Source organism: Nocardia abscessus, from assembly GCF_015477775.1.
GTDB lineage: Bacteria > Actinomycetota > Actinomycetes > Mycobacteriales > Mycobacteriaceae > Nocardia > Nocardia abscessus_A.
Map to the genome: position 1 here is coordinate 146,504 of NZ_JADLQO010000005.1, position 24,169 is coordinate 170,672.

A 24,169-nucleotide genomic window follows, 5' to 3' on the forward strand; every position below is an offset into this window, starting at 1 on the left:
GCACACGCGCCGGTCCGCCCATTGTGGGAGGATCGGCGCGTGCGGCTTGCGGTGGTCGAGGACGACGACGGCGTGGGAGACGCGCTGGTCGAGGCGCTCAACGCCCGCGGTTACCGCGCCGAACGCATGCGCCGCGGCGCGGATCTGCTGATCGCGCATCGCGCTTACGACGCGGTCGTGCTCGACCTCGGACTGCCCGACGGCGACGGTCTCCAAGTGCTGCGCAGACTGCGCGAGGTGAGTTCGGTTCCGGTGCTCATCCTGACCGCGCGCAGCGACGAACGCTCCATCGTGCGCGGTCTGCGCGGCGGCGCCGACGACTATCTGGTGAAGCCGCCGCGGATCGCGGAGCTGGTCGCGCGACTGGAGACGGTGGCAAGGCGGGCGGCGGCCGCCGCTCAGCACGCGCCGTCGGTGGTCGTCACCGGGGACGTGCGGGTCGATCTGGGCGCCCGCGTGGTCGAGGTCGCCGGTGCGCCGGTGTCGCTGACCCAGAAGGAGTTCGAGCTGGTCGAGGCGCTGGTGGAACGGCCGGGCGCGGCGGTGAGCCGCCAGCTGCTGATGGATCGCATCTGGGGCGACGCTTTCGTCGCGGTCTCGCGTTCGCTGGACGTGCACATGGCGGGCTTGCGGGCGAAGCTGAATCGGCCCGGCCTGATCACCACCATTCGCGGGTACGGATATCGGTGGGGGCAGTGAGCGCGGGCCGAAGGGCCGGAGGTGTGCCATGCGGCGTCGCTTGCTCGTCGCGCTGACGCTGTTCGCTGCCATCGCGGTGCTGGCGTTCGCGGTGCCGCTCTCGCTGACCATCGCGACCAACCGCACCCAGCAGCTGGTGCTCGCGCGCTCCGGGGACGCCGACCGCTTCGCCACCCTCGCCGACGACGCGGTCACGGCGCGGGACAGCCGCGCCCTATCCGACGAGGTACTGCGCTATCACGAGCTGTACGGCGAGAACGTGCTGGTGGTCGACGCGAGAGGCGCGGCGACGGTGAACGCGGGCGCGGACGTGAACGATCCCGGCATCGCCGCCGCGGTGGTGGCCGCACGGCGCAATCAGCGCCCGCACGCGGTGGACAAGCTGACGCCGTGGGGCGCGCCGACCGTACTGGTGGCGCGGCCGGTCGGCACCGGTGTGCAAGTGAACGGCGCCGTGGTGATCGAGGCGTCGACAGCGCGCGCCCGGGGCGACATCGCGCGGGCCTGGGCGGTGATCGTGCTCGGCGGCGTCGGCGCGATGGCGCTGTTCGTGCTGCTGGCGGTGACGATCGGCCGCTGGGTGCTGCGTCCGCTGGCGGCGCTGTCGCACGGTGTGGCGGAATTGACCGCGACGCTGCCGAAGCCGCGCGCCGACACCGTCGCTCCGGTTTCGATCTCGGGTAGGTACGGCGGGCCACCGGAGATGCGGGCGCTGGCGGAATCCTTCGACGCCATGGCGGCGGCCGTCGCCGATTCGGCGGACGCGCAGCGCCAGCTGGTGGCCGACACCGCGCACGCCATGCGCAACCCGCTGGCCGCTCTGACCATCCGGCTCGATTCCCTGGAACCGGCGATCCCGGCGAGCGCTGCGGGCACGTTTCGCAGCGCGAGCGCCGAGGTCGACCGCCTGACCGCGCTGCTCGACGGCCTGCTCGACCTGGCGGTGGCCGAGACCCCCGCGGCGTTCGACGTCGCGCGCACCGCCGAGGACGACGACCAGTGCGACGCCGTGCAGGTGGTGGCCGACCGATTCGACGCCTGGTGCTCGGCGTTCGAGGCCGCGGGACAGCGATTGCGGGTAACGCCCGCCGAGTGCGCGGACGTGGCGGTGCCTGCCGACGTGCTCGCGCAGATGCTCGACGTCCCGCTGAGCAACGCGACGCGCTACGCGGGGGCGGGCGCGCACGCCGATCTGATCGTCGACACCGAGCCGGGCTGGGTCACTGTGACCGTCCGCGATGACGGTGCGGGCGTCCGCCCCGACGAGATCGACAAGCTCACCACGCGTTTCTTCCGCGGCTCCTCGGCCGCGACCGGCGGTTCCGGGCTCGGCCTGCCGATCGCCGCGGCGCTGGCGCAGGCGCGCGGCGGCACTCTCACCGTGGCGCCGGTGTATCCCCAGGGCCTCGCTGTGACTGTGCGATTGCCTGCGGCGGAGGCGCGATGACCGGCCGAGAACCGATCGTCCGGCGCGGTATCGGCCGACGGGGCTTCCTCGCGCTGGCCGCCGCGGCGGGTATCGCCGGTTGCGCCCCCAACGGCCGGGGCGCGACGGTGCGGCTGGCTTCCGGCGAGGTCGGCGGCTTCTACTACGCCTTCGCGGGGTTGCTCGGCCTCGCCGCCGCGGACATCGGCGACGTGCGGATCGAGCGGGTCCCCACCTCCGGATCACAAGACAACCTGAACTTGCTCGCACGCGGTGATGTCGATGCCGCGCTGACGCTCGCGGATTCGCTGCGGGAGAACCCCGGCCGGGTGTCGGCGCTGGGCCGGGTCTACGAGAACTACCTGCAACTGGTCGTGCGCGCGGACAGTCCGATCGGCTCGGTCACGGATCTGCGCGGAACGCGGGTGAGCCTGGGTGCGGAAGGGTCGGGCGCGGCGCTGACCGGCGAACGGATCCTGCGCGTCGCGGGCTTGGATCCGGCCGTCGACGTGGCGGTTTCGCATCGGCCCCTGGCGGAGGCGGTGGCCGCCCTGACCGCGGGCCGGGCGGATGCGCTGCTGTGGGCGGGCGGTGTGCCGACCGCGCTGCTCGCGGTGCCGAGCCGGATGCGGCTGGTGGACATGGGCGAGCTGGCCGCGCCGATGCGGGAGTGGTTCGGGCCGGTGTACGACCGGGTCGCGATCCCCGCGGACGCCTATCCGGGCGGTACCTCGGTGCACACCATCGGCGTGGCGAATCTATTGCTCGCGGCCGAGACCATGCCCGACGAGGTGGCCGCCGCGATCGTCGAACTGTTGGTTCGGCATGCCGACGCGCTGGTGCCCACCGAGGCGGCGGGCACCCAGTTCCTCGACGGCCGGTCGCTGATCAGCACCGGTTCGATCCCCCTGCACCCCGGTGCGGCCGCGGTCTACCGCCGCTGGCACGGGTAGCACCGTCAGGATCGGACCAGGCGGGCGATGGCGTCGGTGGCTTCCTTGATCTTGGCTTCGGCCTCCGGGCCGCCCGCGACGGCCGCGTCGACCACGCAGTGGCTGATGTGGTCCTCCAGCAGGCCCATCGCCACCGCTTGCAGGGCTTTGGTCATGGCGGACACCTGGGTGAGGATGTCGATGCAGTACTTCTCCTCCTCGACCATCCGCTGCAGACCGCGCGCTTGGCCCTCGATGCGGCGCAGCCGCTTGAGGTAGTCGTCCTTGGCGGTGATGTAGCCGTGCGTCGCGTGGTCGGCCGCCGTGGGGTCGTGGGGGGAAGCTGCCACCGATGTCTCCTCGCTGCCTGCCGGTCCGGAAGTGCGGATCAATACCCCCCTAGGGTACAGTGTGCGGCCCGGCTTGTCAGGTCGAGCGGCGCTGTGCCCGCCCAGCCTGCCAGGCGGCCCGGCCGGTGACCAGGCCTGGCCGCCGGATGGAAGCAGGGTAACGCCGATCCCGCCGCGCGAGCGACGCGGCGGGACGAGACAATCGAGGTATGAGTTCGCACCCCCGGCCCGCGCTCGCCGTCATCGGCGGCAGCGGCTTCTACGATTTCTTCGACAACGAGGCGACCACCGTCGAGGTCGAGACCCCCTATGGCGCCCCCAGTGCGGGCATCGCGGTCGGAGAGGTGGAGGGCAGGCCCGTAGCGTTCCTGCCGCGGCACGGCAAGAACCACGAATTCGCACCGCACACCCTGCCCTACCGGGCCAACCTGTGGGCGCTGCGCTCGCTGGGCGTGCGCCGGATCTTCGCGCCCTGCGCGGTCGGCAGCCTGCGGGCGGACTGGGGACCGGGCACGGTCGCGGTGCCGGATCAACTGGTCGACCGGACCTCCGGCCGCCCGCAGACCTACTTCGACGGCGGCGGCATCCACGTGTCCTTCGCCGATCCGTACTGCGACGAACTGCGCGCCGCCGCCATCAAGGCCGCGTCCGACGAGCTGCACATGATGCACGCGGCCACCATGGTCGTGGTCGAGGGACCGCGCTTCTCCACCCGCGCCGAGAGCCGGTGGTTCGCCGCGCAGGGCTGGGAACTGGTGAACATGACCGGTCACCCGGAGGCGGTGCTCGCCCGCGAACTCGAAATGTGTTACGCCGCCGTGGCTCTCGTCACCGATCTGGACGCCGGGCTGGAGGAGGGCGAGGGAGTGCACGCCGTCGACGTCTTCGCCGAGTTCAAACGCAATCTCGCGCCGTTCAAGGAGCTCGTCCGCCGCGCGGTCGCCGCCGTGGACGGCACCGAGACGTGTGACCGGTGCCGCGTCCACGCGGGAGTGTCGTTGCCGTTCGAACTGCCCTGAGTCCGATGCGGGTGCTGGTCACCGGCGCGGCCGGGTTCCTCGGCGGGCATCTGTCCCGGGCGCTGACCGCCGCGGGGCACCGAGTGGCCGGGGTGGATCTGCTGCTCGACCAGGTGCACGGGCCGGACGTGCGAGCGCCGGAAGAGGTCGCGCGAGTCGACGTGCGCGACGCCGAAGCGCTCGCCCCGCTGCTGGACGGGGTGGACGTGGTCTGCCATTTCGCGGGCGTCACCGCGGGCGCGCAGGCCGCCGACTTCGCCTCGCACAACGATCTCGGAACCGCCGTGCTGCTCGGAGCCATGGAGCAGGCCCGGGTCGGCCGCCTGGTGCTCGCCTCATCGATCGCCGTCTACGGCGAGGGCCGCTATCGCGGCGCGCACAGCGGCCCGTTCTTCCCCACCTTGCGTCGCAGAGCCGATCTCGACCGCGGCATGTTCGACCATCGCGCTCCGCGCACCGGCGAGGTGCTGACCTGGGAGCCGGTCGGGGAGGACGCGCCGTTGCGTCCGCGCGGCCCCTACGCGGCGAGCAAAGTCGCGCAGGAGCACTACGCGCTCGCCTGGGGCTTGGCGACCGGCGGCGCGGTCACCGCGCTGCGCATGCACAACGTCTACGGCCCCGGAGCACGCGCGGGACTGGTGGGGCGGCTGCGCGCCGAGCTGACGCAGGGACACGCGCCGCAGGTGTTCGAAGATGGCGGACAGGTCCGGGATTTCGTCCACGTCGGCGACGCGCTCGCGGCCACCGTCGCGGCGGTCGAACGGGCGCTGCCCGGCTTCGTCGCATTGAACATCGCCTCGGGGCGGCCGATCACGGTGTGGGAGGTGGCCTCGATCATGGCGCGCGCCCGCGGCGGCCCCGCGCCGGTGGTGACCGGCCGATACCGGATCGGCGACGTCCGGCATTTCGTCGCCGACCCGGAAAGAGCGAGACGCGCATTGGATTTCACGGCCACAGTGGCACCCGCGCAGGGACTGGCCGAGTTCGCGGCCGCCGACTGACCCGTCGTCACCCCGTCGGCCGGATGCGGCCGCTCAGCTCGGCGTCGCCGCGAACCCCCAGGCGTGGGTGTTCGCCCCCTGCTCGAAAGTGCGCGGCGATCGGCCGGTCACCTGCTCGACGGTCGGATAGAGCGTCGGCCTCGTCCAGCCTGCCCTCGACGAAGAAGCTGGGGAAGGCGTCGACGTACTCCCGGGGCATGGTGGCGGCGAGCTCGGCCTCGGTCTCGTCGTCGCCGAGTTCGTGCGCCACCAGCGGCCGGTTCAGCACCGCGGCCAACACCGCGACCTGCTCCGCCGGTCGCAACGCCTGCGAGCCGGTGAGCTCGAGCACCTGACCTTCCAGTCCGGCTTCCGTGTGCGGCGGTGCCCTGTTGTGGACAGGTCCGGAGTTAGGCTCGCGCGGTGGATACCCCGTTGCGGCTCGAGGTCATCGTGGCCAGTGTGCGTCCGGAGCGGTTCGCGCCGGTGGTCGCGGACTGGTTCCTGCGTACCGTGCGCGCCCATCCCGAATTCGACACGGACGTCATCGATCTGGCGTACACCCCGTTGCCGGTCGAGCTCACCGAGAACGAGGAGACCGCGGCCTATCGCGGGCGACTGCGGGATGCCGACGCGTTCGTCGTCGTCACCTCCGAGTACAACCACGGCTACCCGGCGTCGCTGAAGACGGCTTTCGACACCGCGAAACACGAATGGCGCGCCAAGCCCATCGCTTTCGTCTCCTATGGGGGCCTCTCCGGTGGCCTGCGGGCAGTGGAGCAGCTGCGCCAAGTCGTCGCCGAGATCCATATGGTCTCCGTCCGTGAGACAGTCAGCTTTCACCAGGCCAAGAAGCGATTCGATGACACCGGCGACACACGCGACGGGGCTGCTATCGATGCGGCGGAACGGATGTTGCACCAATTAGCCTGGTGGGCGCGCACTTTGCGGGCCGCGCGGGCCGCGGATCCGTACCCCGGCTAGCCGCTAGTGGGTCGCCACGGGGCGGCGGCCGCGCGGCTGGCCGATGTAGGTGGCCTCGCTGGGAATCGACACCAGCGTCAGATCGACCTGCGCCGTGCCGGTGCGCAGCACCACGTGGTTACCGATCGCGCCCGGTTGATGGATGGCCAGGTCGGGTCGGCTGGCGGGCCAGCCCATCGGATCGCCCGTGGCGTAGATGGTGGTGACGCCCGCGTGCGGGGCCGGGGCGAGCACCCCGTCCACTACGGTGGCGGTGAATCCCGCATCGGACTGGTGGGTTTCGACCGCGATGGTCAGCCGCTCCGGATTTCCGATCGTGGTGACCAAGTTCTCCCATGCCCGCGCCCGGTCGGTGCGGATGAGAATCCGTTCGCCGACCGCGAGCGCGCGGAACACCAGCTGCTGCGCCAGGTACAGCTCACCCGCGACGTACACCGTCGAGATGCCCGCGCCGACGATGCGGACCGCGACACCGTTGCCTTCGTCGTCCGATCCGATGAGCTGTCCGCAGCCGGAGGAGGGCAGGTGCAGATCGTCGACCACGTCGATCAGGTGCTCGATCATCGGGACGGTGTCGTCCACTCCGGGAACCGCGATCGGCAGGTGGGCCAGCAGTCCGTCGCGGTGGCGGCCGTTCATCGAGACCATGCCCGGCAGCTCGGAGCGCTCCGGCAGCTCGCGGGCGGTCAGCCGCCAGGCAGCGCCGATGTTCACCGACTCGGCCGAATTGCCGGGGCGCAGGCGCACGGCCACGGTGGTGCCCCGGGACGGAGCGACCCACAGCTGGGCGAGCAGATCGGAGTCGAGCCGCTTGGGGTCGACGGCGCTGCCTACGTTCACGCTGTTGCCGATTTCGGCATAGCGCCAGCGGTGTTCGAGCGCGCGCGGGTCGTAGCCGCTGGTGATCTGCAGGACCGCCTTGCGGATCTCGGGCGCCGTGAGGATACGGGCGTTGCAGTCGGCGTCCTCGAGCGTGCGCATGATCCGCTGCGTGGCGATGGTGACTGCCCGCGAGGCGCCTTCCGCCCCGCCGCCGCGGCGGTCCGTGGCCTCCGGGCATGCCACCGCGTCGAAGCTGATCGCCAGCCACACCGTGCGGTGGGCGGTGGCGGGCAGCGGGCCGAGCAGCGATTCGTAGATCTTGCCCGCGGGCGTGCCGGAACGGCTGCGATGCCCGTGGCTGATGATGTCGATGCCGCTGAGCAGAATGTCGTGCTGGTTCAGGCATTTCGCCAGTTCCGCCAGCGGAAGCAGGTGCGAGGCGTGCACCGTGGTGCGAGCGATCCTGGTCAGCCCGCCGGGCGGGGGCAGCACCTCGACCACTGTCACCACGCGGCTGCCGTCCCAGTACAGGCCGAGTGAACGTCCGTCCGTGCCGCGGAAGTCGACGGTTTCACCGATCTCGTAGTCCCGGCGGGTGAAGTAGCGCCACCAGGTCGCGATCCAGTCCAGCAGAGTGCGTTTGGCGACGGGAACAAGCGGAATCAGCGCGACGACCACCGCAACGCCGAGCGCGGGAAGCCCCGGCAGACCGGCGAACAGCGCGACGACTCCGACAACCATCCCGATGCTCTGCGCGACCAGCAAGTTCTGCATCGAGATACGCCCGAGCAACGGTCGTGGTCCCGCGCCGGCCGGTTCCGCCATCGTCGTCCCCCAAGTACCCGATATCGGCCGCTCCACCGTGGCCGAGCTGAACAACAGTCCCCGGGAACTGTACTGCGTTCGGCGAACGTGAGCACCGTTCGGGGGAGGAATAGGCGAGTACGCGGCCGGTCGGATCCAGGCGTGCGCGGTGTCACCGGGGTGCGGCAAGCAGCGCTCGAACGGCCGGCGGCCCGTAACCCGGCTGGTCCAGGACAGCCGCCACCAGTCTCGGATACAAGCCTCAGCAGGACGTGATGGTGGCCCATTATGACGCCGGATAGGCACCTCGTGAAAAGGCTTGGGAGAAACAAAAATTGAAGGGGGACAACAGCACGTACCCGGATTGGTAGCCGGTGCCGATTCCGGTACCCTCCGAGTCGGCGAGAGGGAGTTCTCGCCGCAGATATGGAGGGGATTCACCAAGATGAAGCGCACCGCGTATAAATTGGCGATCGGGTTCACCGCCGCGATCGTGGCCGGCACCGTCGCCGCGTCGACCGCGGGAACCGCTGCCGCCCAACCGATGCGTACCAAGCACGGCATGACTTACAAGGAGTGCATGACGACGGGCAAGGACAGCTTCCGGCGGATGTACCACAAGGAAGCGGTCTGCGTCGGAGACGGCTACGGGTACTACAAATTGGAGCTCGCACCGGGACAGTAGGTCCGCCCGAGTTTCAAGATCAGTGGCACATGGCGGAGATCTGTTGTCGCGAAATAGCGCAGCCATGTGCCACTGATCACGCTCGGCCGGCTACGTCTCGTCGCCGTGGATGCCGAATCGGCGCCGGATGGGGAACGATGCGAGCATTCCCAAGACGAGCAGTGAGGTGACGGCCCCACTTCCGATCAGCGCGACATCGCGGGCGCGATTGTTCGGCGGCGGAGTCGGCGCAGGTATCGGGAGTTGAACACTCTTGGCCGGAGACGGTCGCTTCGGCGGCAATGCACGGCCTACTTCTGCGGTCAACGCCTGAACGGGATCGACAGCGCCGTAGCCGATGTAAGGGCTCCATCCCTCCGCAGGGGCGTGGGCGGTGGCCTGAATCCGTTTGATGACCTCCAGCGCGCTCAACTCCGGGAAACGCGCTCGTACAAGGGCGGCTACACCCGATACCAGCGGTGTGGCGAAACTGGTGCCTTGAATCGGTCCGAGCCGTCCCTGTTGATTGACGCTGCCGACTTGGACCGCGGTTCCTCTGCTGTTCGGATCGTTGAACAGTGGATCGAGGGAAGTGATGTTCTCGCCGGGCGCCGCGACGCCCAGCCATGGCCCGGGGACTGTGAACGTCGACGGCTGCCCGTTCCCGTTGACGGAACCGACTGCGAGCACGTAGTCGTCATAGCGGGCCGGCGACACATTCAGGTCTACCTTGCTCCATGGGTCTGCCGCGGGGTCGAGAGGATCGATTACCGCATTGGTGCCCTTGCAGCTGTCGGAGTCGTTGGCGCCGCTGTTGCCGGCCGCCACCACAACGACCACGTTCTTCTCGATCGCCGCATACCGGACCGCCGCGCCTAGATCGGTGTCTTCGAAGGGTTCGGAAGTCGGCCTGCATGCGACTTCGGAAATATTGATGACGGTGGCGCCCATGTCCGCCGCGCGACGGATCGCCGAAGCCATCGTGCGAGTGGTGCCGTACCCCTGGGGCAGTGCGTCGGGACCCTTGTCCCGGTTCGCTCCCTCCTTCTGATACAGCCTGCTGGTCTGGCGGATGGTGAGTATCTGCGCTTCCGGAGCGACCCCCGAGAAGCCCTGACCGTCGACCTCGGTCGCCGCTATCAGCCCCGCGACCAATGTCCCGTGCGCATCGCAGTCTTCGGTTCCGTCGCCATTACTGACGTAGTCGCCGCCCGCGATCAGGCCCGGCAGTCGCGGATGCCGGGCGACACCGGTGTCGATCACCGCCACGAGTTGTCCCGCGCCCCGGGAGAATCGCCAGGCGTGTTCGAGGTTGAGCGCGCGTTGCGCCTCCGGGATGGACGGTCCGTTGCCGCCGGACCCGGTGCTGACGCACGGTGTGTTCGACGCCCGCTCGGTCTTGTCCGGTGGAGCGGCCGGATCGCCCGGCGGCGGCGCCGCATTCGGGCTCACGGTCGGTTTCTCCGCGTGCGCGTGCGGGGTTGCGGCGGTCGCGCCGAATCCGACCGATATGCTGAGCGCGAGAACGCACGCGGCCGTTCCCGTTCGAACCACACGGAAACAAGTGCCGCCCAAAGATTTCGGGATCATCGAGTCCAGCTCACAGGCCGCGGACGAGTGAGTAGAGATCCGCTACCCAGAAGGCCAGCGGCAGCACGGCGGCGACGAAGGTGTACTCGAGCAGTTCGACGCCGCGGCGCATCGGCGGGGTGGCCGACTGGTTCGGGATGATGATGCCGAGGATCAGCGCCGCGACCAGGGCGACCATCGCCGCGCCGAAGACGGCCAGCGGCTGGTGCATCGCGAAACCGGCGCCCACCAGCATGATCAGCACGATCGCCGCGCCGCCCGCGATGAGCACGACGGCCTGCTCCGCACCGGCGTAGGTGCGGCTGCGGAACATCAGCACCGCGGCGCAGACCAGTGCGAGCGCGATGCCCGGCCAGTACGGGTCGTCGGACGCCGGGTCGGTGGCCGCGAGCGCGCCGATGGCGGTGACCAGCGTGGTCGCCGCGACCAGACCGGCGAGATACATGCGGGCGCGTTCCGACTTCACCCGCAGCACCTCCATGGTCGGCAGCGCGCGGTGATCGTCCGGATCGTCCTCGGTCGGGTCGATCGGGGTGCCCGGCGAAGGGACCGGCGGCAGCGGCAGTTTCGCCAGCAGCATGGATATCCGCGGGGCGAGGGAGAGCCCGGCGAGCCCGAGCGCCGCCGCGCCGGCGCCGATCGCGCGCTCCGGCTGGCCGGTGAGCAGGCCGACCAGCGCGGCGGGCACCGCGTAGGCGGCGAGCGTGGCCACGCCGATGAACAGCGCGAGACCGACGCCGGTGACCCGCCAGGCCAGGATCGCCGTCGCGCCCGCCAGAACCGATCCGAGCAGGACGTGCGCCCAGCCGTAATGGTCCGGCACGAAGAGCATGCCCGCGCTGAACGCGGCGGGCAGCGCGCAGCCACCGAGGACCAGTGCGGTGCCGGTGTCGCCGTACATCCTGCTCAGCACCATCGCCGTGACGACGAGCAGGATCGCGACCACCAGCGCGATCGAACCGCCCACCGCGATCGGCAGCGAGCCGGGGGACAGCAGCAGGCCGAGGCAGCCGACGATCATGGTGACCGCCGCGAGCACCGAGCCGGTGATCCGCGCGACTCGCGGTGTCCAACTGCGGTAATGGTCGGTGTCGGCGATCGCGACGTTGTACATGATGTCGTCGAACAGCGGCGTCGGCGCGGTATGCGAAGCGCTTTCCAGCATCAGCAGTTCACCGTCGCGGACCCCGTGCTCGCCGAGGCTGAGCGAGTTGGAGAACGGCGGATGGCCGATCCGGGCGAGCACCCATTCCGCGGGCTCGTAGCGCTCGCCCTCGTTGTCGAAGTCGTTGGTGCGGCTGTGCTGGGCAACCATGTCGACCACGCTCGGAATGACCAGCGCGACCGGCACGTCGACCGGTATGGCCATATCGACCTGAGTGTGCTTGGCCAGAATCGTCACCCGGGCGAGGTCGGGAGCGCGGACGATCCCGCGCGAGGATTCTTCGTCGATGTGGTCAAGTCGCGCGTGCGTCAAGCTTCCCCCAACTCGGTCTTCTACCTCGTGATTCCGCAGCCTCGCGGGCCGAGTGCGAGCTTGCGAACCCAGGGTCCGGGCAGCAGAATGCTGGTCGAACTGTACGACATGTCGGCTGTGACCTCTACACTGAGGCCGGATCACAGCTGGCCGAAGGGGGATTCTCGTCGATGAGCACTGTCCGCTTCCAGCGCCGTGCGCGCCGCGAGATGCCTCGAACGCCCGGTGGCGAGGTGACGCTGCAGCCCCCACCCGAAATCCCCCGGGTCACACCGGGAAACCTGGTGATGAAGTTGATGCCGGTCGTGATGGTGATCGGCATGGTCGGCATGATGGCCCTGCTGTTCACTCAGGGCGGCGGTATCGCCTCCAATCCGATGAGCATGATGTTCCCGCTCATGATGCTGTTCTCCATGGTCGGCATGTTCGCCGGTCAGGGCGGCGGCAAGGGGCAGAAGGCCGCGGAGGCCAACGAGGACCGCAAGGACTACCTGCGTTACCTCGACCAGGTTCGTAAGGACGTCAACGAGACCGCGGGCCAGCAGCGCGCTTCCGTCGAGTGGAGCCACCCGGAGCCCGGCCTGGTCTGGATGCTCGCGGGCACCAGCCGCATGTGGGAGCGCCGCGCGGGGGACAAGGACTTCTGCCACGCCCGCATCGGTCTCGGCGGCCAGCGCCTGGCCACCAGGCTGGTCGCCCCGGAGACCGGCCCGGTCGAGGAACTCGAGCCGATCGCCGCCGTCTCGCTGCGCCGCTTCGTGCGCGCGCACTCGACCGTGCCGGACTTGCCGACCGCCATCGCGGTCAAAGGCTTCGCCACCATCGCGCTGGACGGCGACCGCGGCCAGGCGCGGGACATGACCCGCGCGATGCTGGTGCAGCTGTGCATGTTCCAGGCGCCGGACCAGGTGCTGGTCGCGGTCGTCTGCGGCCCGGACACCGCTGCGGAATGGGAGTGGACCAAGTGGCTCCCGCACACGCAGCACCCCGACGCGCAGGACGGCATCGGCACCCAGCGCATGTTCTACGGCTCGATCCGGGAGGCCATGACGGGGCTGCACCCGTTGCTGGGCAACCGGGTCCGTTACTCGCGCAACCAGCCCGCCAACGCGAACATGGTGCACATCGTCTTCGTGGTCGACGGCGGCCTGCTCGAGGCCGAGGACGATCAGCTGCGCGAATCCGGGTACGAGGGCGTCACCATCATCGATCTGTGCGGCTACGCGCCGCGCCTCGCGGTGTCCCGCGGTATCAAGATGATCGTCGAGAACGGCGAGTGCGTCGGCCGCGGCGCCACCGGCAATCAGGAGCGCTTCGCGCTCATCGACCGGATCAGCCCCGAGCAGGCGCAGCAGGTGGCGCGCAGGCTCGCGCCGTACCGTGCAGCCACACAGCGCAGCAGCGACGTGGAAACCGATGACTCCGAGGTGATCTCGACCTGGGCGCAGCTGATGGGCCTGGGTGACATCGGCGCCTTCAACCCGGAGCACGCCTGGCGGCCGCGCTACGGACGGGAGCGCTTGCGCGTCCCGTTCGGTGTCGGCGCCGACGGCCTTCCGGTGGAACTGGACATCAAGGAGGCCGCCGAGAACGGCATGGGCCCGCACGGTCTGTGCATCGGCGCCACCGGTTCCGGTAAATCGGAGTTCCTGCGCACCCTGGTGCTCAGCCTGCTGGCCACGCACTCGCCCGACCAGCTGAACCTCGTGCTGGTCGACTTCAAGGGCGGCGCGACCTTCCTCGGCCTGGACGGCGTGCCGCATGTCGCCGCCGTCATCACGAACCTGGAGGAGGAGGCCGACCTCGTCGACCGCATGAAGGACGCGCTGGCCGGCGAGATGAACCGCCGTCAGGAGGTGCTGCGTGCCGCGGGCAACTTCGCCAACGTCTCGGAATACGAGAAGGCCAGGGCCGCGGGCGCCGACCTGGATCCGCTGCCCGCGCTGTTCGTGGTGCTGGACGAGTTCTCCGAACTGCTCACCCAGCATCCGGATTTCGCGGAGCTGTTCGTCATGATCGGCCGGCTCGGCCGCTCGCTGCACGTGCATCTGCTGCTCGCCTCGCAGCGGCTCGAGGAGGGCAAGCTCAAGGGCCTGGAGAGCCACCTGTCCTACCGGATCGGTCTGAAGACGTTCTCCGCCAACGAATCGCGTCAGGTACTCGGTGTGCCGGACGCTTACAACCTGCCGAACAACCCCGGTGGCGGCTACCTGAAGGCGGACTCCGGTGAGATCCAGCGCTTCCAGGCTTCCTATGTCTCCGGCCCGTATGTCGGTGGGGGATCGCAGCGGGACATGATCGTGGCCACGCAGTCCGGCGAGATCGACGTCAAGGCCCGGCCGTTCACCGCGACACACGTGGACTTCCGGGCCGCGGACCGCGTTCCGCTGCCACCGGAACCGAGCCTGGAGCAGGAACACCAGGACGAGGACGGCGAGCAGCTGTCCAACGTGACCATGTTGGTCTCCCGGATCCGCGGGCACGGCCGCCCGGCGCACGAGATCTGGTTGCCGCCGCTGGACGAGGCGCCCACGCTCGACCAGCTCCTCCCGCGCTCCATCCTCACCGGCGAGTACTCCGCGGTGTCCACGCTGCGTGCCCCGATCGGCATCGTCGACCGGCCCTACGACCAGCGTCGCGATCCGATGGTCGTCGACCTGTCCGGCGCCCGCGGCAATGTCGCCATCGTCGGCGGCCCGCAGTCCGGCAAGTCGACCGCGCTGCGCACCCTGATCATGGCGATGTCGTTGACGCACACCGCCGAACAGGTGCAGTTCTACTGCCTCGACTTCGGTGGCGGCACCCTGGCCAGCCTGCAGGGCCTGCCACACGTCGGCTCGGTGGCCAGCCGGTTGGACGAGGATCAGGTCCGCCGCACCATCGCCGAGATGACCACCATCGTCCGTCAGCGCGAGGCGCGCTTCCGCCAGTTGGGCATCGAATCGATGGCGGACTTCCGCAGGCTGCGCGCGATGGACCCGGCCGCGAGCCCGGGCGCCGCCGGTGCGCACGAGGATCCGTTCGGCGACGTGTTCCTGGTGATCGACGGTTTCAGCTCGATCCGCCAAGACTTCGAGATGCTCGAGCAGATCATCATGAATCTCGCGGTGCAGGGTCTGTCCTACGGCGTGCACGTGGTCATCGCGCTGAATCGCTGGGCGGAGGCGCGGCCTGCACTCAAGGATCAGATCGGCACCAGGATCGAGCTGCGCCTGGGCGATCCGATGGATTCCGATCTGGGCCGCAAGTTCGCCTCGCTGGTGCCGCAGGGGCGGCCGGGCCGCGGTATGACGCCCGAGTGCCTGCACATGCTGACCGGCCTGCCCCGCATCGACGGCAGCGCCGACCCCACCGACCTCACCCGGGCCGTGGCGGACGCGGTCGCCACCATCGCCAGGTTGACGCCGGGCCGGCATGCACCGCAGGTCCGCATGCTGCCCGAGCGGCTTCCTCGCGAGCAGTTGCTGTACCTGGCGGGGGATTGGCCGTCGCAGGTCGACCCGAACACGAAGTGCCTGCGCATCCCGTTCGGCATCAACGAGTCCGAACTGGCGCCGGTGCACATCGACTTCGCGGAGAGCCCGCACTTCATCATCATCGGCGACACCGAATCGGGAAAGACGACGCTGCTGCGTTCGCTCATCGAGGGCATCGCCGCGTCCAACACTCCCGACCAAGCCCGCTTCATCCTCGGCGACTACCGGCGCAGCATGCTCGGCCTGGTCCCGGAGGGGTACCTGGCCGGTTACGGCTCGACGGCGCCCCAGTTCACCCAGAACATGAACGACCTGGCCGCCTATGTCAGCAAGCGCACTCCGGGGCCCGACGTCACTCCGCAGCAGTTGCGGGATCGCTCGTGGTGGAGCGGGCCTGAGCTGTACATCATCATCGACGATTACGACCTGGTCGCCACGTCCGCGGGGAACCCGGTCCAGGCGCTGCTCGAGCACCTGCCCCACGCTCGCGATCTCGGCTTCCACGTGATCATCGCCCGGCGTTCCGGTGGCGCGAGCAGGGCGATGTTCGAGGCCACACTGGCCAGGATGCGGGATCTGGGCTCCGCGGGCCTGATTCTGAGCTGCAGCAAGGACGAGGGTGTCCTGATGGGCACCAAGCGTCCGAGCCCGATGCCCCCGGGCCGAGGCACCTACGTCACTCGTAACACCGAGGGCCTGGTGCAGACGGCTTGGCTGCCGTCGCCCTGATGTCCGAGGTCGAGCTCGTCGTCACCGAGGCGCGTATCTGGGCGCGGGGCGCCGACACACACTGGGACGTGCCGCCCTCGATCGTCCTGGGCAGCAACGGCTTCGATCTCGTGGTGGGGCAGCCGCTGAATCCGCGGATGCAGGTCGGCTCGGTGGTCCAGTTCGTGCCCGCCGATGCCATTGCCTTGCCGCCCCGTACACCCTCGGTGGTGGACGCGATGGCGGCCGTGTTCGCGAAGGTGCTGGAGAATCTGCGCATCCCGGCCCCCTGTGCCCGGATGACTTTGATCTGCCCCACCGAATGGGGCGCCGACCGTCGCGATGTGCTGGAACACGCCGCTCGCCACTGTACGCAGAAGGTCGTGTTCGAGCAGATCGCGGTGCGCTCGGTAGCGTCGGACGAAGGCACCAGCCACAGTCGGCGCACGCTGGTGCTGGAGTTCGGCACGCTGACCACCACCGCGTCCGCTGTCATCCGGAGCCATCGCGGCGTGCATGTCGAATCCTGCGAACTCGAGCCCACGCTCGCGCTCGATGACATCGCCGCGGAATCACCGGGGTTCGCAGGCTTGCGCGCGCTTGTGGCTCGGCTGCTCGACGGCGGCCCGATCGACCTTGCCCAGGTGGTCGGCCTCGCCGACACCGCGAAACTCGACCTTCTCCGGTCCGCGATCGAGCAGGCCGCGGGCGCTGTCGTCGAGCTGCGTCCGGTCGCCGGTGCCGATCTCGTTCGTGGCCGCCGGCTCGATCCGGGCGATTCACCGGAATCGCCGGCCGCGACAGCGCCCACCGAATGGATGCAGCCGCTGCGAGAGCGCGCTGCGGCGCAGCGTCAGCCGCGCTCTCGCACAGCCGGTTTCGCGGTCGCGGCCGTGGTGGCCGTCTCCCTGGCGATGGTCGGTGCGGTCGTCTTGTCCGGCCGCGAAGATGACGGGGCTATCGCGCCGGGCGCCGAGGCGGCGTCGACCAGCGCCACTCCTCCGGCGGTCACCTCGATCGGGGCGGCACCTGAAGCCTTCGGCCGCATCCGATTTCAGGTTCCGCCCGGCTGGCGCGTTGCTCCGTCGCCCGAAGGCGCACGTGCCCGTGTCGATCTGGTGCCCGAAGCCGGTGCCCGACAGCGGATTACGGTGATGCAGTCGTCGCTGGCGGCGAATACCGGCTATGAACAAGTCGCCGCGAAGCTGGAGGCGCAGATCGCGCAACGCGCCCCAGGGGTGCTGACCGACCTGAAACGTGACGTCGAGTTCGGGGGCCGCTCCGGCCTGGCCTACTCGGAACGCCCGGGCGACGGATCAACCGTCCGGTGGCATGTTCTGTTGGAGAACGGGATCCAGGTCAGCATCGGTTGTCAGTACGCGGGAGACGGGTGGGACCAGTTGGAAACCCCGTGCTCGAATTTCGGAGACTCGGTTCGCGTCGTCCCGTGACCTGTCGTGCGGCAATATCGCATGGAAAGCATTCGAGCATAAGACGATTCGAGCCCCCGGCACCGAAGGCACCGGGGGCTCGAATCAGCCGAGACGGGATCTCAGAAGAGGCCCGCCAGCGCGGTGTCGGTGCCCTGCAGATCGGAGTTGCCGCTGCTGACCAGCTTGCCCGCGCTTTCCAGCGTGGTGTTCAGCTGCGTGACCTGCGTGTTCCACTGGGCCTGCAGCGAGGCGAACGCATCGTTCGCGTCACCCTTCCAGTAGTTCGTCACGAAGTCGGTGACCTGCTTGTGGAAATCTTCGAGCATGGTCATGACGCTGCGCGCCTCGGCCACGATGGCCTGTGCGCCCGCATCGACCTCGCCGAAGTTGGAGGCAATCCGACCGGGGTCGTTCGCTACCATGGGGAGCTCCTTGTTGTCTGTGGTACGGCTATCGGATCAGGGGAGGTCCAGGCTGGAGGACTGTGCCGCCACCTGCTGGGCGAACTGCTGGTCCTGGTCCGCGAACTTCCGGCCGGCGTGAGCGAGCTTGTCCGAGGTCTGATCCAGCTGGTCGTTCAGCTTCCGCGCCTGGGCGAAGTAGCTGTCCATGAACGTGTCGAACGCCTGACGCGCCGCACCGCTCCAGGTGGCGGTGGTCTGATCCGACTTGCTGTTCAGTGCGGTGATCGCGGTCTGCAGATCCTGATGCCGCTGCCGGCAGTTGTCTACAAACTTCGAGATCGCCTCTTCGCTCGCTTCGAGCTGTCCTGCCATTTCGGCTCCTTTCGGTTCCCGTCTCGGCCAACGGCGGAAGCCTCAGTTGGCCTGTACATCTGGTTGGACGCGGTGCGGGTCTGATCGGTTCCATCCGACTCGAGAAAGTTCGGCCTCGAGAAAGTTCGGTTTCGCCCCACGGGATCAGGGCACTGCGCCCCTGAGCCCGGCTCGTTCGTGGTTTCGGCGGCCACGCACGGGCCTGCTCGGAAGACCACGATGCGGTCCGGGTCTGCATGACTTGTCAACGCCAGCGCTCGGCTCCCCTCCTTCCCCCTGCTCGCTGCTGAAATGATCGGCGAGTGGGCTGGCTGCGGTACACCTTACCGAACGCCTAAGTCCGCCGCTACCAGCAGATTGCAGTTCGACTGCGGCGAAAGCCGGTCGTACGCAACCTCGAAAAGCTCGCGAAGCGGACGCGGTCCCCGTCCTGATTCCCCTCGGGCCGTTCGGGTTCGGGTGTCCCGAGGGGATATCCGACGTGGCTCGAATGTTGCTGTCCGCTGTTCAGCCGGGCATCGTCAGTGACGATCAGCGGGCACGGACTCATTCATGAGGTGTTCACGGCCCCACGCTTCCAACGGGAGCAAGGCTTGGTTGAGCAGCTCGCCCAGCGGGGTCAGCGAGTACTCGACACGCGGGATCACCTCGTCGTACACCTCGCGGTGGACGATCCCGTCTGCCTCCAGTTCGCGCAGTTGCGTGGTGAGGACCTTCTCGGTGACGCCCGGTACCTGGCGGCGTAGTTCACCGAAGCGGTGGGGGCGTTCGCTCAGGGGCCACAGGATCAGCATCTTCCACTTGCCGTTCAGTACCGCCAGTGTGGCATCGAGCCCGCACGTGTACGCGCCAGGTCTGCGTGTGATCGGCACGACCGTTCCTTCCAGCTGCCTGTTCTCTTACCCGGAAGTACGTGCCCACTTCCATGTGCGTACTTGATCGACCCGGATGCCTCGCCAACAGTAGCTCTCATGTCCGATCACGCGAAGAAGTCGCTCACCGTCCTCGGCCTCGGCGATATGGGCTCGGCCCTGGTCCGCTCCTGGCTCGCCGCCGGGTACGCCGTCACGGTCTGGAACCGCAGTGCCCGACGGGTTCCGGAAGGCGCGATGGTCGCGGCCAGCGCCGCTGAAGCCACCGCCGCGAATGCTCTCGTCGTCGTCTGCCTCCTCGACGACGCCTCGGTCCGTGCGACCCTGGACGGCGTCGACCTGACCGGTCGGGACATCGTCAACCTCACCACCAGCACCCCCGCCGAAGCCCGCGAGCTGTCCGGTTGGATCGCCGCGCGCGGCGGACGTTTCCTGGGCGGCGGAATCATGGCGGTGCCCTCTATGATCGGTGTCGCGGACTCCGGCGGGTACGTCTTCTACAGCGGTTCGGCCGAGCTGCACGAGACCCATGCCGAGACTTTGGCCGTACCCGCCGGGGTCACGTATGTCGGCGCGGACGCCGGTTTCGCGGCCTTGTACGACATCGCTCTCCTCAGCGGGATGTGGGGCATGTTCGCCGGTGCCGCGCATGCCTTTGCCTTGATCGGTGGGGAGGACATCTCACCGATAGAGTTCGCGCCCCTGCTGGTCGGCTACCAGCAGGCGATGGCCGGATACGCGTACGGCACCGCCGCGCAGCTGGCGAGCGGCGATTACGCCGAGGGAGTCGAGTCGAACCTGGCGATGATGGTCACGACGAACGCGACGTTGCTGCGTACCGCCGCCGAACAGGGCGTCAACCCCGAACTCCTCACGCCCTTCATGGCACTGATGGAGCGCCGGGTCGCCGAAGGCGGCGGGAACGAGTCGACCACCGGCGTCGTGGACCTCCTGCGCCGTTAGGGATCGAAGCCGGTGCTGGGAACGAAGCCGGTCTCCTCCGACGAGCTACCGGTGTTCTCGGCTGCGTCGACGAACAAGTCGCGAGTCGGTCACTTCACCCGATTGCGCAGCACCGGCACCAGACGGTCGAGCAATGTTTGCTGCGAGGACTCGCTCCAATTGCGCACCGCGGCCACGGCTGCGGGATCGTCCAGCGGAATCACCGTCGCGCGCGTACCCGCCACCTGGTACGGCAGACCGAGCAACCCCCCACCACCAGCCTTTTCGTCGCTGCGCACGGCCAGTACGTAGCCGTCCGGCGCGACCTCGAGCCTGGTGGAGGCCGTCAGTTCCCTCGGCGACGCCTCGTCGCCCTGCCGCCCGTAGTTGAAGTTGTAGACGAACCCGAGGTCCTCCAGGAACTTGGTCTGTGGAGTGCCGCTCAGGAAGATCGAGACCTGTGTGCCGCGCGGCACGTCCACCATCGTGATCGTCTTGCCCCGGAACACCGGGTTGTCCGCCCGCGCCTGGTCCAGCGGCGACAGCGCGGTCGTGCTGGTCGGTGTGGCGCCCGCGGCCCCGGGAGCGGAGCCGTCCCGATTCAGCGCCCAGATGCCGATTCCCGCCGCGAGGGCGACCGTCACGATGCCTGCGGCGGCCGCGAGCAGCCAGTTCCTCCGCGCGGGTGGCGTGCTGGTGCTGCCCTGCCCGGAGACGGCGACGCGCGGATCGGTCCGCGGTCGCGAATCGAAAACCTGGATCGGATAGGTCGGGGAAGTATTCGTGGCCACCGGGTTGTAGCCGGGGGTGAGAGCGCTCGCGGCCGCGTCGGTGAATTCCCGGCAGCTGTGGAAGCGTTCGGCCGGGTTCTTCGCCATGGCTCGCGCGAAGACGTGGTCGATGGCGGGCGGCAGGCCGGGGCTGACCGCGGTGACCAGCGGCGGGGGCTCGTGCAGATGCCCCATCATCACCAGCGCGGGTTGTGTTCCGGGGTAGGGATTGCGGCCGGTGAGCAGTTTGAAGAACGAGCACGCGAGGCTGTAGACATCGGCGCGGTGGTCGAGCGGGCTCCCGGTGAGCTGCTCGGGCGGGGCATAGGCGATGGTGGCGACGAAGCTGCCGGTCTGCGTGAGTTCGGTGGTGTCGTCATTGGCCTTGGCGACGCCGAAATCCGTGAGCAGGACGCGTTCTTCTTCACCGTCGGCGGGGGTGGAGAGCAGGAAATTCGCCGGTTTGACGTCGCGGTGCAGCAGACCCTTGCGGTGTGCGTAATCGAGGCCCTTACCCACCTCGGTCGTGATACGCAGGGCGCGCAGCGGATTCATCGCGTGCGGATCCCGGGCCAGTTCGGCGGCGGCATCGGTGCCGTCCACGTATTGCATGGCGATCCACAGCTGGCCGTGTTCCTCACCGCGGTTGTAGACCGAGACGATGTTCGGATGATCGAGCCCGGCGGCGAGATTGGCTTCGCGCTCGAATCGGGTACGAAACTCGTAGTCGCGGCTGAGTTCCCCACCGAGCACCTTCAGCGCGTCGGTCCTGGGCAGGCTGGGATGTTTGGCCAGATACACCGTGCCCATGCCGCCCGCGCCGAGCACCCGCAGGATGCGGTACCCGCCGACGATGGTCCCGGGGCTCATCGCCATGTTTCACGATCTCCTGACTGGACGCGGGCCGCTGCGTTCGCCACGCAGCATATCGGAACCGGGTCGTGACGAAAGTGCGGCATTATCGGCTGTTCGCGAAAATGGAATACTGTGCTGCAGCGCGCTGCTGAGCGTCCAGCAGTTGATTCGCGGCGACGAATCCGACGTATTCTTTGTACGCGACGACACAGGTGAATCGCCGGTCGTCGAAAAGCCCGGACCGGTTCTCCACACATGCCGAATCCGGCAGATGCTGCGGCGGTTCCACCGCTGCGGCGACCACCGTCGGGGTGATGCGTTCCGCGGCGACCCGGCGCGCCGCCTCCGGGCTCGCGGTGCGGATGACCAGCGTTCCGCCGGAGACCGCGAATTTCTCGGCGCCCATCGCGGTGAAACGTTGTTTCGCGTAATCGCGGTCTTCGGCATATTGGATGATTCCGCGAAGACCCAAAAGGGCGTGCGAGTCGTCGTAGCTTGGGGATTGGACCTTGGCCGGGTTCAGGGTACGGCTCAGCAGATGGTCGGGGTCCCAGGGCAGCCGCAGCATCTCTTCTTCGGTGAGCGCAGGCAACTGGTCCAGCATCGGCAGTTGGACGTCGTACGCCTTCTCCGCCAACGCGATCAGGGCGTTGCGGTCGGGTGCGTTCGTCGAGACGAGGAACGCCACCACATAGGGACCGTGCGCGAGCACGGCGCGCAGGAACGGCGAGCCGGGACGCCAGTGCGCTCGTGCTTGCGGCTGCCGCGGCAGCGTGACCGGTTCGTTCTGCTCGCGGTAGGCGCCGAGATCGGCGTCGTGGAACTCGGTCGCGGCCTGGCGGGCACGCTCCGGGTCGGGGAATTGCATGACGGTCGTGGCGACCGTCGTGGAATTGGGCCGGGGCTTGGTCGGCCACCCTGAGGCGAACAGGCTGATGTTCTGGTCGGAGCCGTTGGTGTGGAACCCGTACATCATCCGGTTCCGCTCCGCGATCGGCCTCATGTCCTCCGGCCGTCCGAGTTCGCCGGGCAGCGCCCCTTTGCTGACGCTCGAGGGCGTCCAGCTGTACTTCATCCGGGGATCGATGTCATAGGCGGACGCGACGTGATCGGCCAGCCGCATCGCCGCGACCTTGCCCATGTCGATGAACAGCGGTTGGTAGTCGTCGTCGTGCGCGTTCGGCGGCTCGGTGGGGTAGTTGCCGACGTCGAGACGGCGGACGTCGATCTCGCCGGGATTCGCGGTGCCCGGCACGGTGGAACCACAACCGGTGAGGATCGCGGCGGCCAGTGTGCACGCGAGGGCCGCGGTGGCGGTGCGGAATATGGTCATGCGGCATTCACCAACAGGGCATATTGAGCGGAGATGCGTTGCTGCGCATCGAGTAATTGATGCGACCACGCGAATGCGGTGTAGCGGTCGTAGCTCACGGAGCAGTAGAACCGGACGACGACCGTCTTGTTGCCGATGTACTCCTTGCAGCGCGCCACGGGCAGGCCTTTGGGCGACTGGGCCGCGCGGAACTTCTTCGACAATCCGCCGCGCTCTTCCCGCAACTGTAGGGCGGCTGCCGTGTCGCGTGCGCGGAACAGATCGGTCCCGTCGGTGGCGTACCGGTCCACTCCCGCCGCTTCGATGATCCTGCGGTCTTCGGCCGAATCGGTGGTGAAGTGCAGAGCGCCCTGGCCCGTGTACGCCCCCGGCGGGTCGATCCAGGAGTCTTCCCGTGGCCGTGGCAAGGCGCGGTTGAGCATGCCGTCCATATCGATCGGCAAGGTCATCAGCTGGTCGACGGGCGTCGGAGTGAAGCGGCCGATCGCCGGGACGATGGTGTCGAGACTCTTCTCGACCAGGGTGAGCAGCTGAGGTAGGTCGACCTTCTCCAGATAGACCTTCGCGTAGTCGTAGACCCAGGTGTAGATGACGAATTTCCCGGTGGCGAACCACGACCCGATCGACTGGTCCGTCGGCTGCCAGTGCGCGTGCGCGGCGGGATACTTCGGGATCTGCACGGGTGTGTTGCGGTTGTTGGCCTCGAAGTCGACGCGTTCCAGGGCCGCCGCCGCGGCGGCCGCCTTCTGCTCGTCCGGGAAGATCAGGATGGCGTTGACCAGGTCCGTCCCCCGGTTGTCCGGCGCGCTGCCCGCGCTGCTGAGGAACCCGGACACGAAATCCGGTGCCGCCTCCGCGAACCGGGAGACGTCCATGATTCGCCCGAGCGAACCCTTCGGCTCGAGGAAGACCTTGGCGATGGACGGATTCGCGGAAACGAACGCGGGGTCGATGTCCGACGGCAGGGGTACGAAGTTCGCCAGCCGCTCCGCCTCGATCATGCGCGCCTGCTCCGGATTCTTCGCGGTCCCCAACGCGCGTGGCTGAGTCGCGTAGTTGCCCACGTCGAGCTGCGCCAAGTCGACGGGCGGCGCGGACTGCTCGGGTCCGGCCTCCGAGTCGCCGCACGCACCACCCGCGACTACGACGACTCCGGCCAGCACCAGGGCACAGGCGGTTCGAATCGATCTCGACATGACGCCGTGCTGCACTTCCCTCCCCTAACTGCGGTAGTTGCGCCGGAATCCTACTTCGCCC

The 24,169-nt window shown here is 68.7% G+C and carries 21 protein-coding genes; 10 read left to right on the plus strand and 11 right to left on the minus strand.

The genetic code is table 11. The features are described from left to right. Positions 1 to 39: 39 nt before the first annotated feature. From IU450_RS15785 to IU450_RS15795, 3 genes are read left to right on the plus strand one after another with little or no spacing between them, the layout of a single operon-like run. Positions 40 to 699, plus strand: coding sequence for a response regulator transcription factor (locus IU450_RS15785; protein WP_195150542.1), 660 nt, complete (start codon positions 40 to 42; stop codon positions 697 to 699). A gap of 28 nt (positions 700 to 727) precedes the next feature. Beyond that, positions 728 to 2,146: a sensor histidine kinase gene (locus tag IU450_RS15790; protein ID WP_195150543.1), complete on the plus strand. Its 1,419-nt coding sequence runs from the start codon at positions 728 to 730 to the stop codon at positions 2,144 to 2,146. Beyond that, positions 2,143 to 3,078, plus strand: a complete 936-nt coding sequence (locus IU450_RS15795; protein WP_195150544.1) for a TAXI family TRAP transporter solute-binding subunit — start codon at positions 2,143 to 2,145, stop codon at positions 3,076 to 3,078. The genes IU450_RS15790 and IU450_RS15795 overlap by 4 nt, the downstream gene beginning before the upstream one ends. 5 nt (positions 3,079 to 3,083) lie before the next feature. Here the strand turns inward: IU450_RS15795 and IU450_RS15800 are convergent, their stop codons facing one another. Beyond that, complete coding sequence (locus IU450_RS15800; protein ID WP_195150545.1) at positions 3,084 to 3,407, minus strand: metal-sensitive transcriptional regulator; 324 nt, start codon at positions 3,405 to 3,407, stop codon at positions 3,084 to 3,086. 209 nt (positions 3,408 to 3,616) lie between these two features. Between IU450_RS15800 and IU450_RS15805 the strand changes: the two genes are divergently transcribed. Beyond that, a complete protein-coding gene (locus IU450_RS15805) occupies positions 3,617 to 4,426 on the plus strand; it encodes an S-methyl-5'-thioadenosine phosphorylase (protein ID WP_195150546.1) in 810 nt (269 codons plus the stop codon). A gap of 5 nt (positions 4,427 to 4,431) precedes the next feature. Continuing rightward, entirely contained in the window at positions 4,432 to 5,427 is a 996-nt protein-coding gene (locus tag IU450_RS15810; protein ID WP_195150547.1) for an NAD-dependent epimerase/dehydratase family protein, read from the plus strand. Between the two features lie 7 nt (positions 5,428 to 5,434). Here IU450_RS15810 and IU450_RS15815 read toward each other — a convergent pair whose 3' ends face one another. After that, on the minus strand, positions 5,435 to 5,758 hold the full coding sequence (locus IU450_RS15815; RefSeq protein WP_195150548.1) for a hypothetical protein: 324 nt from the start codon (positions 5,756 to 5,758) through the stop codon (positions 5,435 to 5,437). Between the two features lie 71 nt (positions 5,759 to 5,829). Between IU450_RS15815 and IU450_RS15820 the strand changes: the two genes are divergently transcribed. Continuing rightward, positions 5,830 to 6,390, plus strand: a complete 561-nt coding sequence (locus tag IU450_RS15820) for an NADPH-dependent FMN reductase (RefSeq protein WP_195150549.1) — start codon at positions 5,830 to 5,832, stop codon at positions 6,388 to 6,390. Between the two features lie 3 nt (positions 6,391 to 6,393). On the opposite strand, the gene eccE is transcribed toward IU450_RS15820, so the two are convergent. After that, positions 6,394 to 8,037: a type VII secretion protein EccE gene (eccE, locus tag IU450_RS15825; protein WP_195150550.1), complete on the minus strand. Its 1,644-nt coding sequence runs from the start codon at positions 8,035 to 8,037 to the stop codon at positions 6,394 to 6,396. 424 nt (positions 8,038 to 8,461) lie between these two features. Here eccE and IU450_RS15830 point away from each other — a divergent pair, with 424 nt between their 5' ends. Then, positions 8,462 to 8,701 (plus strand): hypothetical protein, encoded by a 240-nt coding sequence (locus tag IU450_RS15830; RefSeq protein WP_195150551.1) that lies wholly within the window; start codon positions 8,462 to 8,464, stop codon positions 8,699 to 8,701. 90 nt (positions 8,702 to 8,791) lie between these two features. Here the strand turns inward: IU450_RS15830 and mycP are convergent, their stop codons facing one another. Then, complete coding sequence (gene mycP / locus IU450_RS15835) at positions 8,792 to 10,132, minus strand: type VII secretion-associated serine protease mycosin (protein WP_324197691.1); 1,341 nt, start codon at positions 10,130 to 10,132, stop codon at positions 8,792 to 8,794. Positions 10,133 to 10,280: 148 nt separating this feature from the next. After that, on the minus strand, positions 10,281 to 11,747 hold the full coding sequence (gene eccD / locus IU450_RS15840; RefSeq protein ID WP_195150553.1) for a type VII secretion integral membrane protein EccD: 1,467 nt from the start codon (positions 11,745 to 11,747) through the stop codon (positions 10,281 to 10,283). A 170-nt stretch (positions 11,748 to 11,917) separates the two neighbouring features. Between eccD and eccCa the strand changes: the two genes are divergently transcribed. Continuing rightward, positions 11,918 to 15,952 carry a type VII secretion protein EccCa gene (gene eccCa, locus IU450_RS15845; protein WP_195150554.1) on the plus strand — a complete coding sequence of 1,345 codons (4,035 nt, stop codon included), beginning with the start codon at positions 11,918 to 11,920 and terminating at the stop codon, positions 15,950 to 15,952. Continuing rightward, positions 15,952 to 17,382, plus strand: a complete 1,431-nt coding sequence (locus IU450_RS15850) for a type VII secretion-associated protein (RefSeq protein WP_195150555.1) — start codon at positions 15,952 to 15,954, stop codon at positions 17,380 to 17,382. Before eccCa ends, IU450_RS15850 begins: the two co-directional genes overlap by 1 nt. A 101-nt stretch (positions 17,383 to 17,483) precedes the next feature. On the opposite strand, the gene IU450_RS15855 is transcribed toward IU450_RS15850, so the two are convergent. The 3 genes from IU450_RS15855 to IU450_RS15865 form a co-directional block, all read right to left on the minus strand. Beyond that, complete coding sequence (locus tag IU450_RS15855; protein WP_043687606.1) at positions 17,484 to 17,786, minus strand: WXG100 family type VII secretion target; 303 nt, start codon at positions 17,784 to 17,786, stop codon at positions 17,484 to 17,486. A 36-nt stretch (positions 17,787 to 17,822) separates the two neighbouring features. Further along, positions 17,823 to 18,140 (minus strand): WXG100 family type VII secretion target, encoded by a 318-nt coding sequence (locus IU450_RS15860; RefSeq protein ID WP_043720033.1) that lies wholly within the window; start codon positions 18,138 to 18,140, stop codon positions 17,823 to 17,825. Between the two features lie 521 nt (positions 18,141 to 18,661). Next, complete coding sequence (locus IU450_RS15865; protein ID WP_195150556.1) at positions 18,662 to 19,012, minus strand: winged helix-turn-helix transcriptional regulator; 351 nt, start codon at positions 19,010 to 19,012, stop codon at positions 18,662 to 18,664. 99 nt (positions 19,013 to 19,111) lie between these two features. Here IU450_RS15865 and IU450_RS15870 point away from each other — a divergent pair, with 99 nt between their 5' ends. Continuing rightward, positions 19,112 to 19,975, plus strand: a complete 864-nt coding sequence (locus tag IU450_RS15870) for an NAD(P)-dependent oxidoreductase (protein ID WP_195150557.1) — start codon at positions 19,112 to 19,114, stop codon at positions 19,973 to 19,975. 89 nt (positions 19,976 to 20,064) lie between these two features. Here the strand turns inward: IU450_RS15870 and IU450_RS15875 are convergent, their stop codons facing one another. The 3 genes from IU450_RS15875 to IU450_RS15885 all read right to left on the minus strand — a co-directional run bounded on the left by IU450_RS15875 (position 20,065) and on the right by IU450_RS15885 (position 24,108). Then, the gene (locus tag IU450_RS15875; protein ID WP_195150558.1) at positions 20,065 to 21,600 is read right to left on the minus strand and encodes a serine/threonine-protein kinase; all 1,536 of its coding nucleotides are present in this window, start codon (positions 21,598 to 21,600) and stop codon (positions 20,065 to 20,067) included. A gap of 82 nt (positions 21,601 to 21,682) precedes the next feature. Then, the gene (locus IU450_RS15880; RefSeq protein WP_195150559.1) at positions 21,683 to 22,912 is read right to left on the minus strand and encodes a DUF7373 family lipoprotein; all 1,230 of its coding nucleotides are present in this window, start codon (positions 22,910 to 22,912) and stop codon (positions 21,683 to 21,685) included. Further along, a complete protein-coding gene (locus tag IU450_RS15885; protein ID WP_228834648.1) occupies positions 22,909 to 24,108 on the minus strand; it encodes a DUF7373 family lipoprotein in 1,200 nt (399 codons plus the stop codon). Before IU450_RS15885 ends, IU450_RS15880 begins: the two co-directional genes overlap by 4 nt. Positions 24,109 to 24,169: the final 61 nt, after the last annotated feature.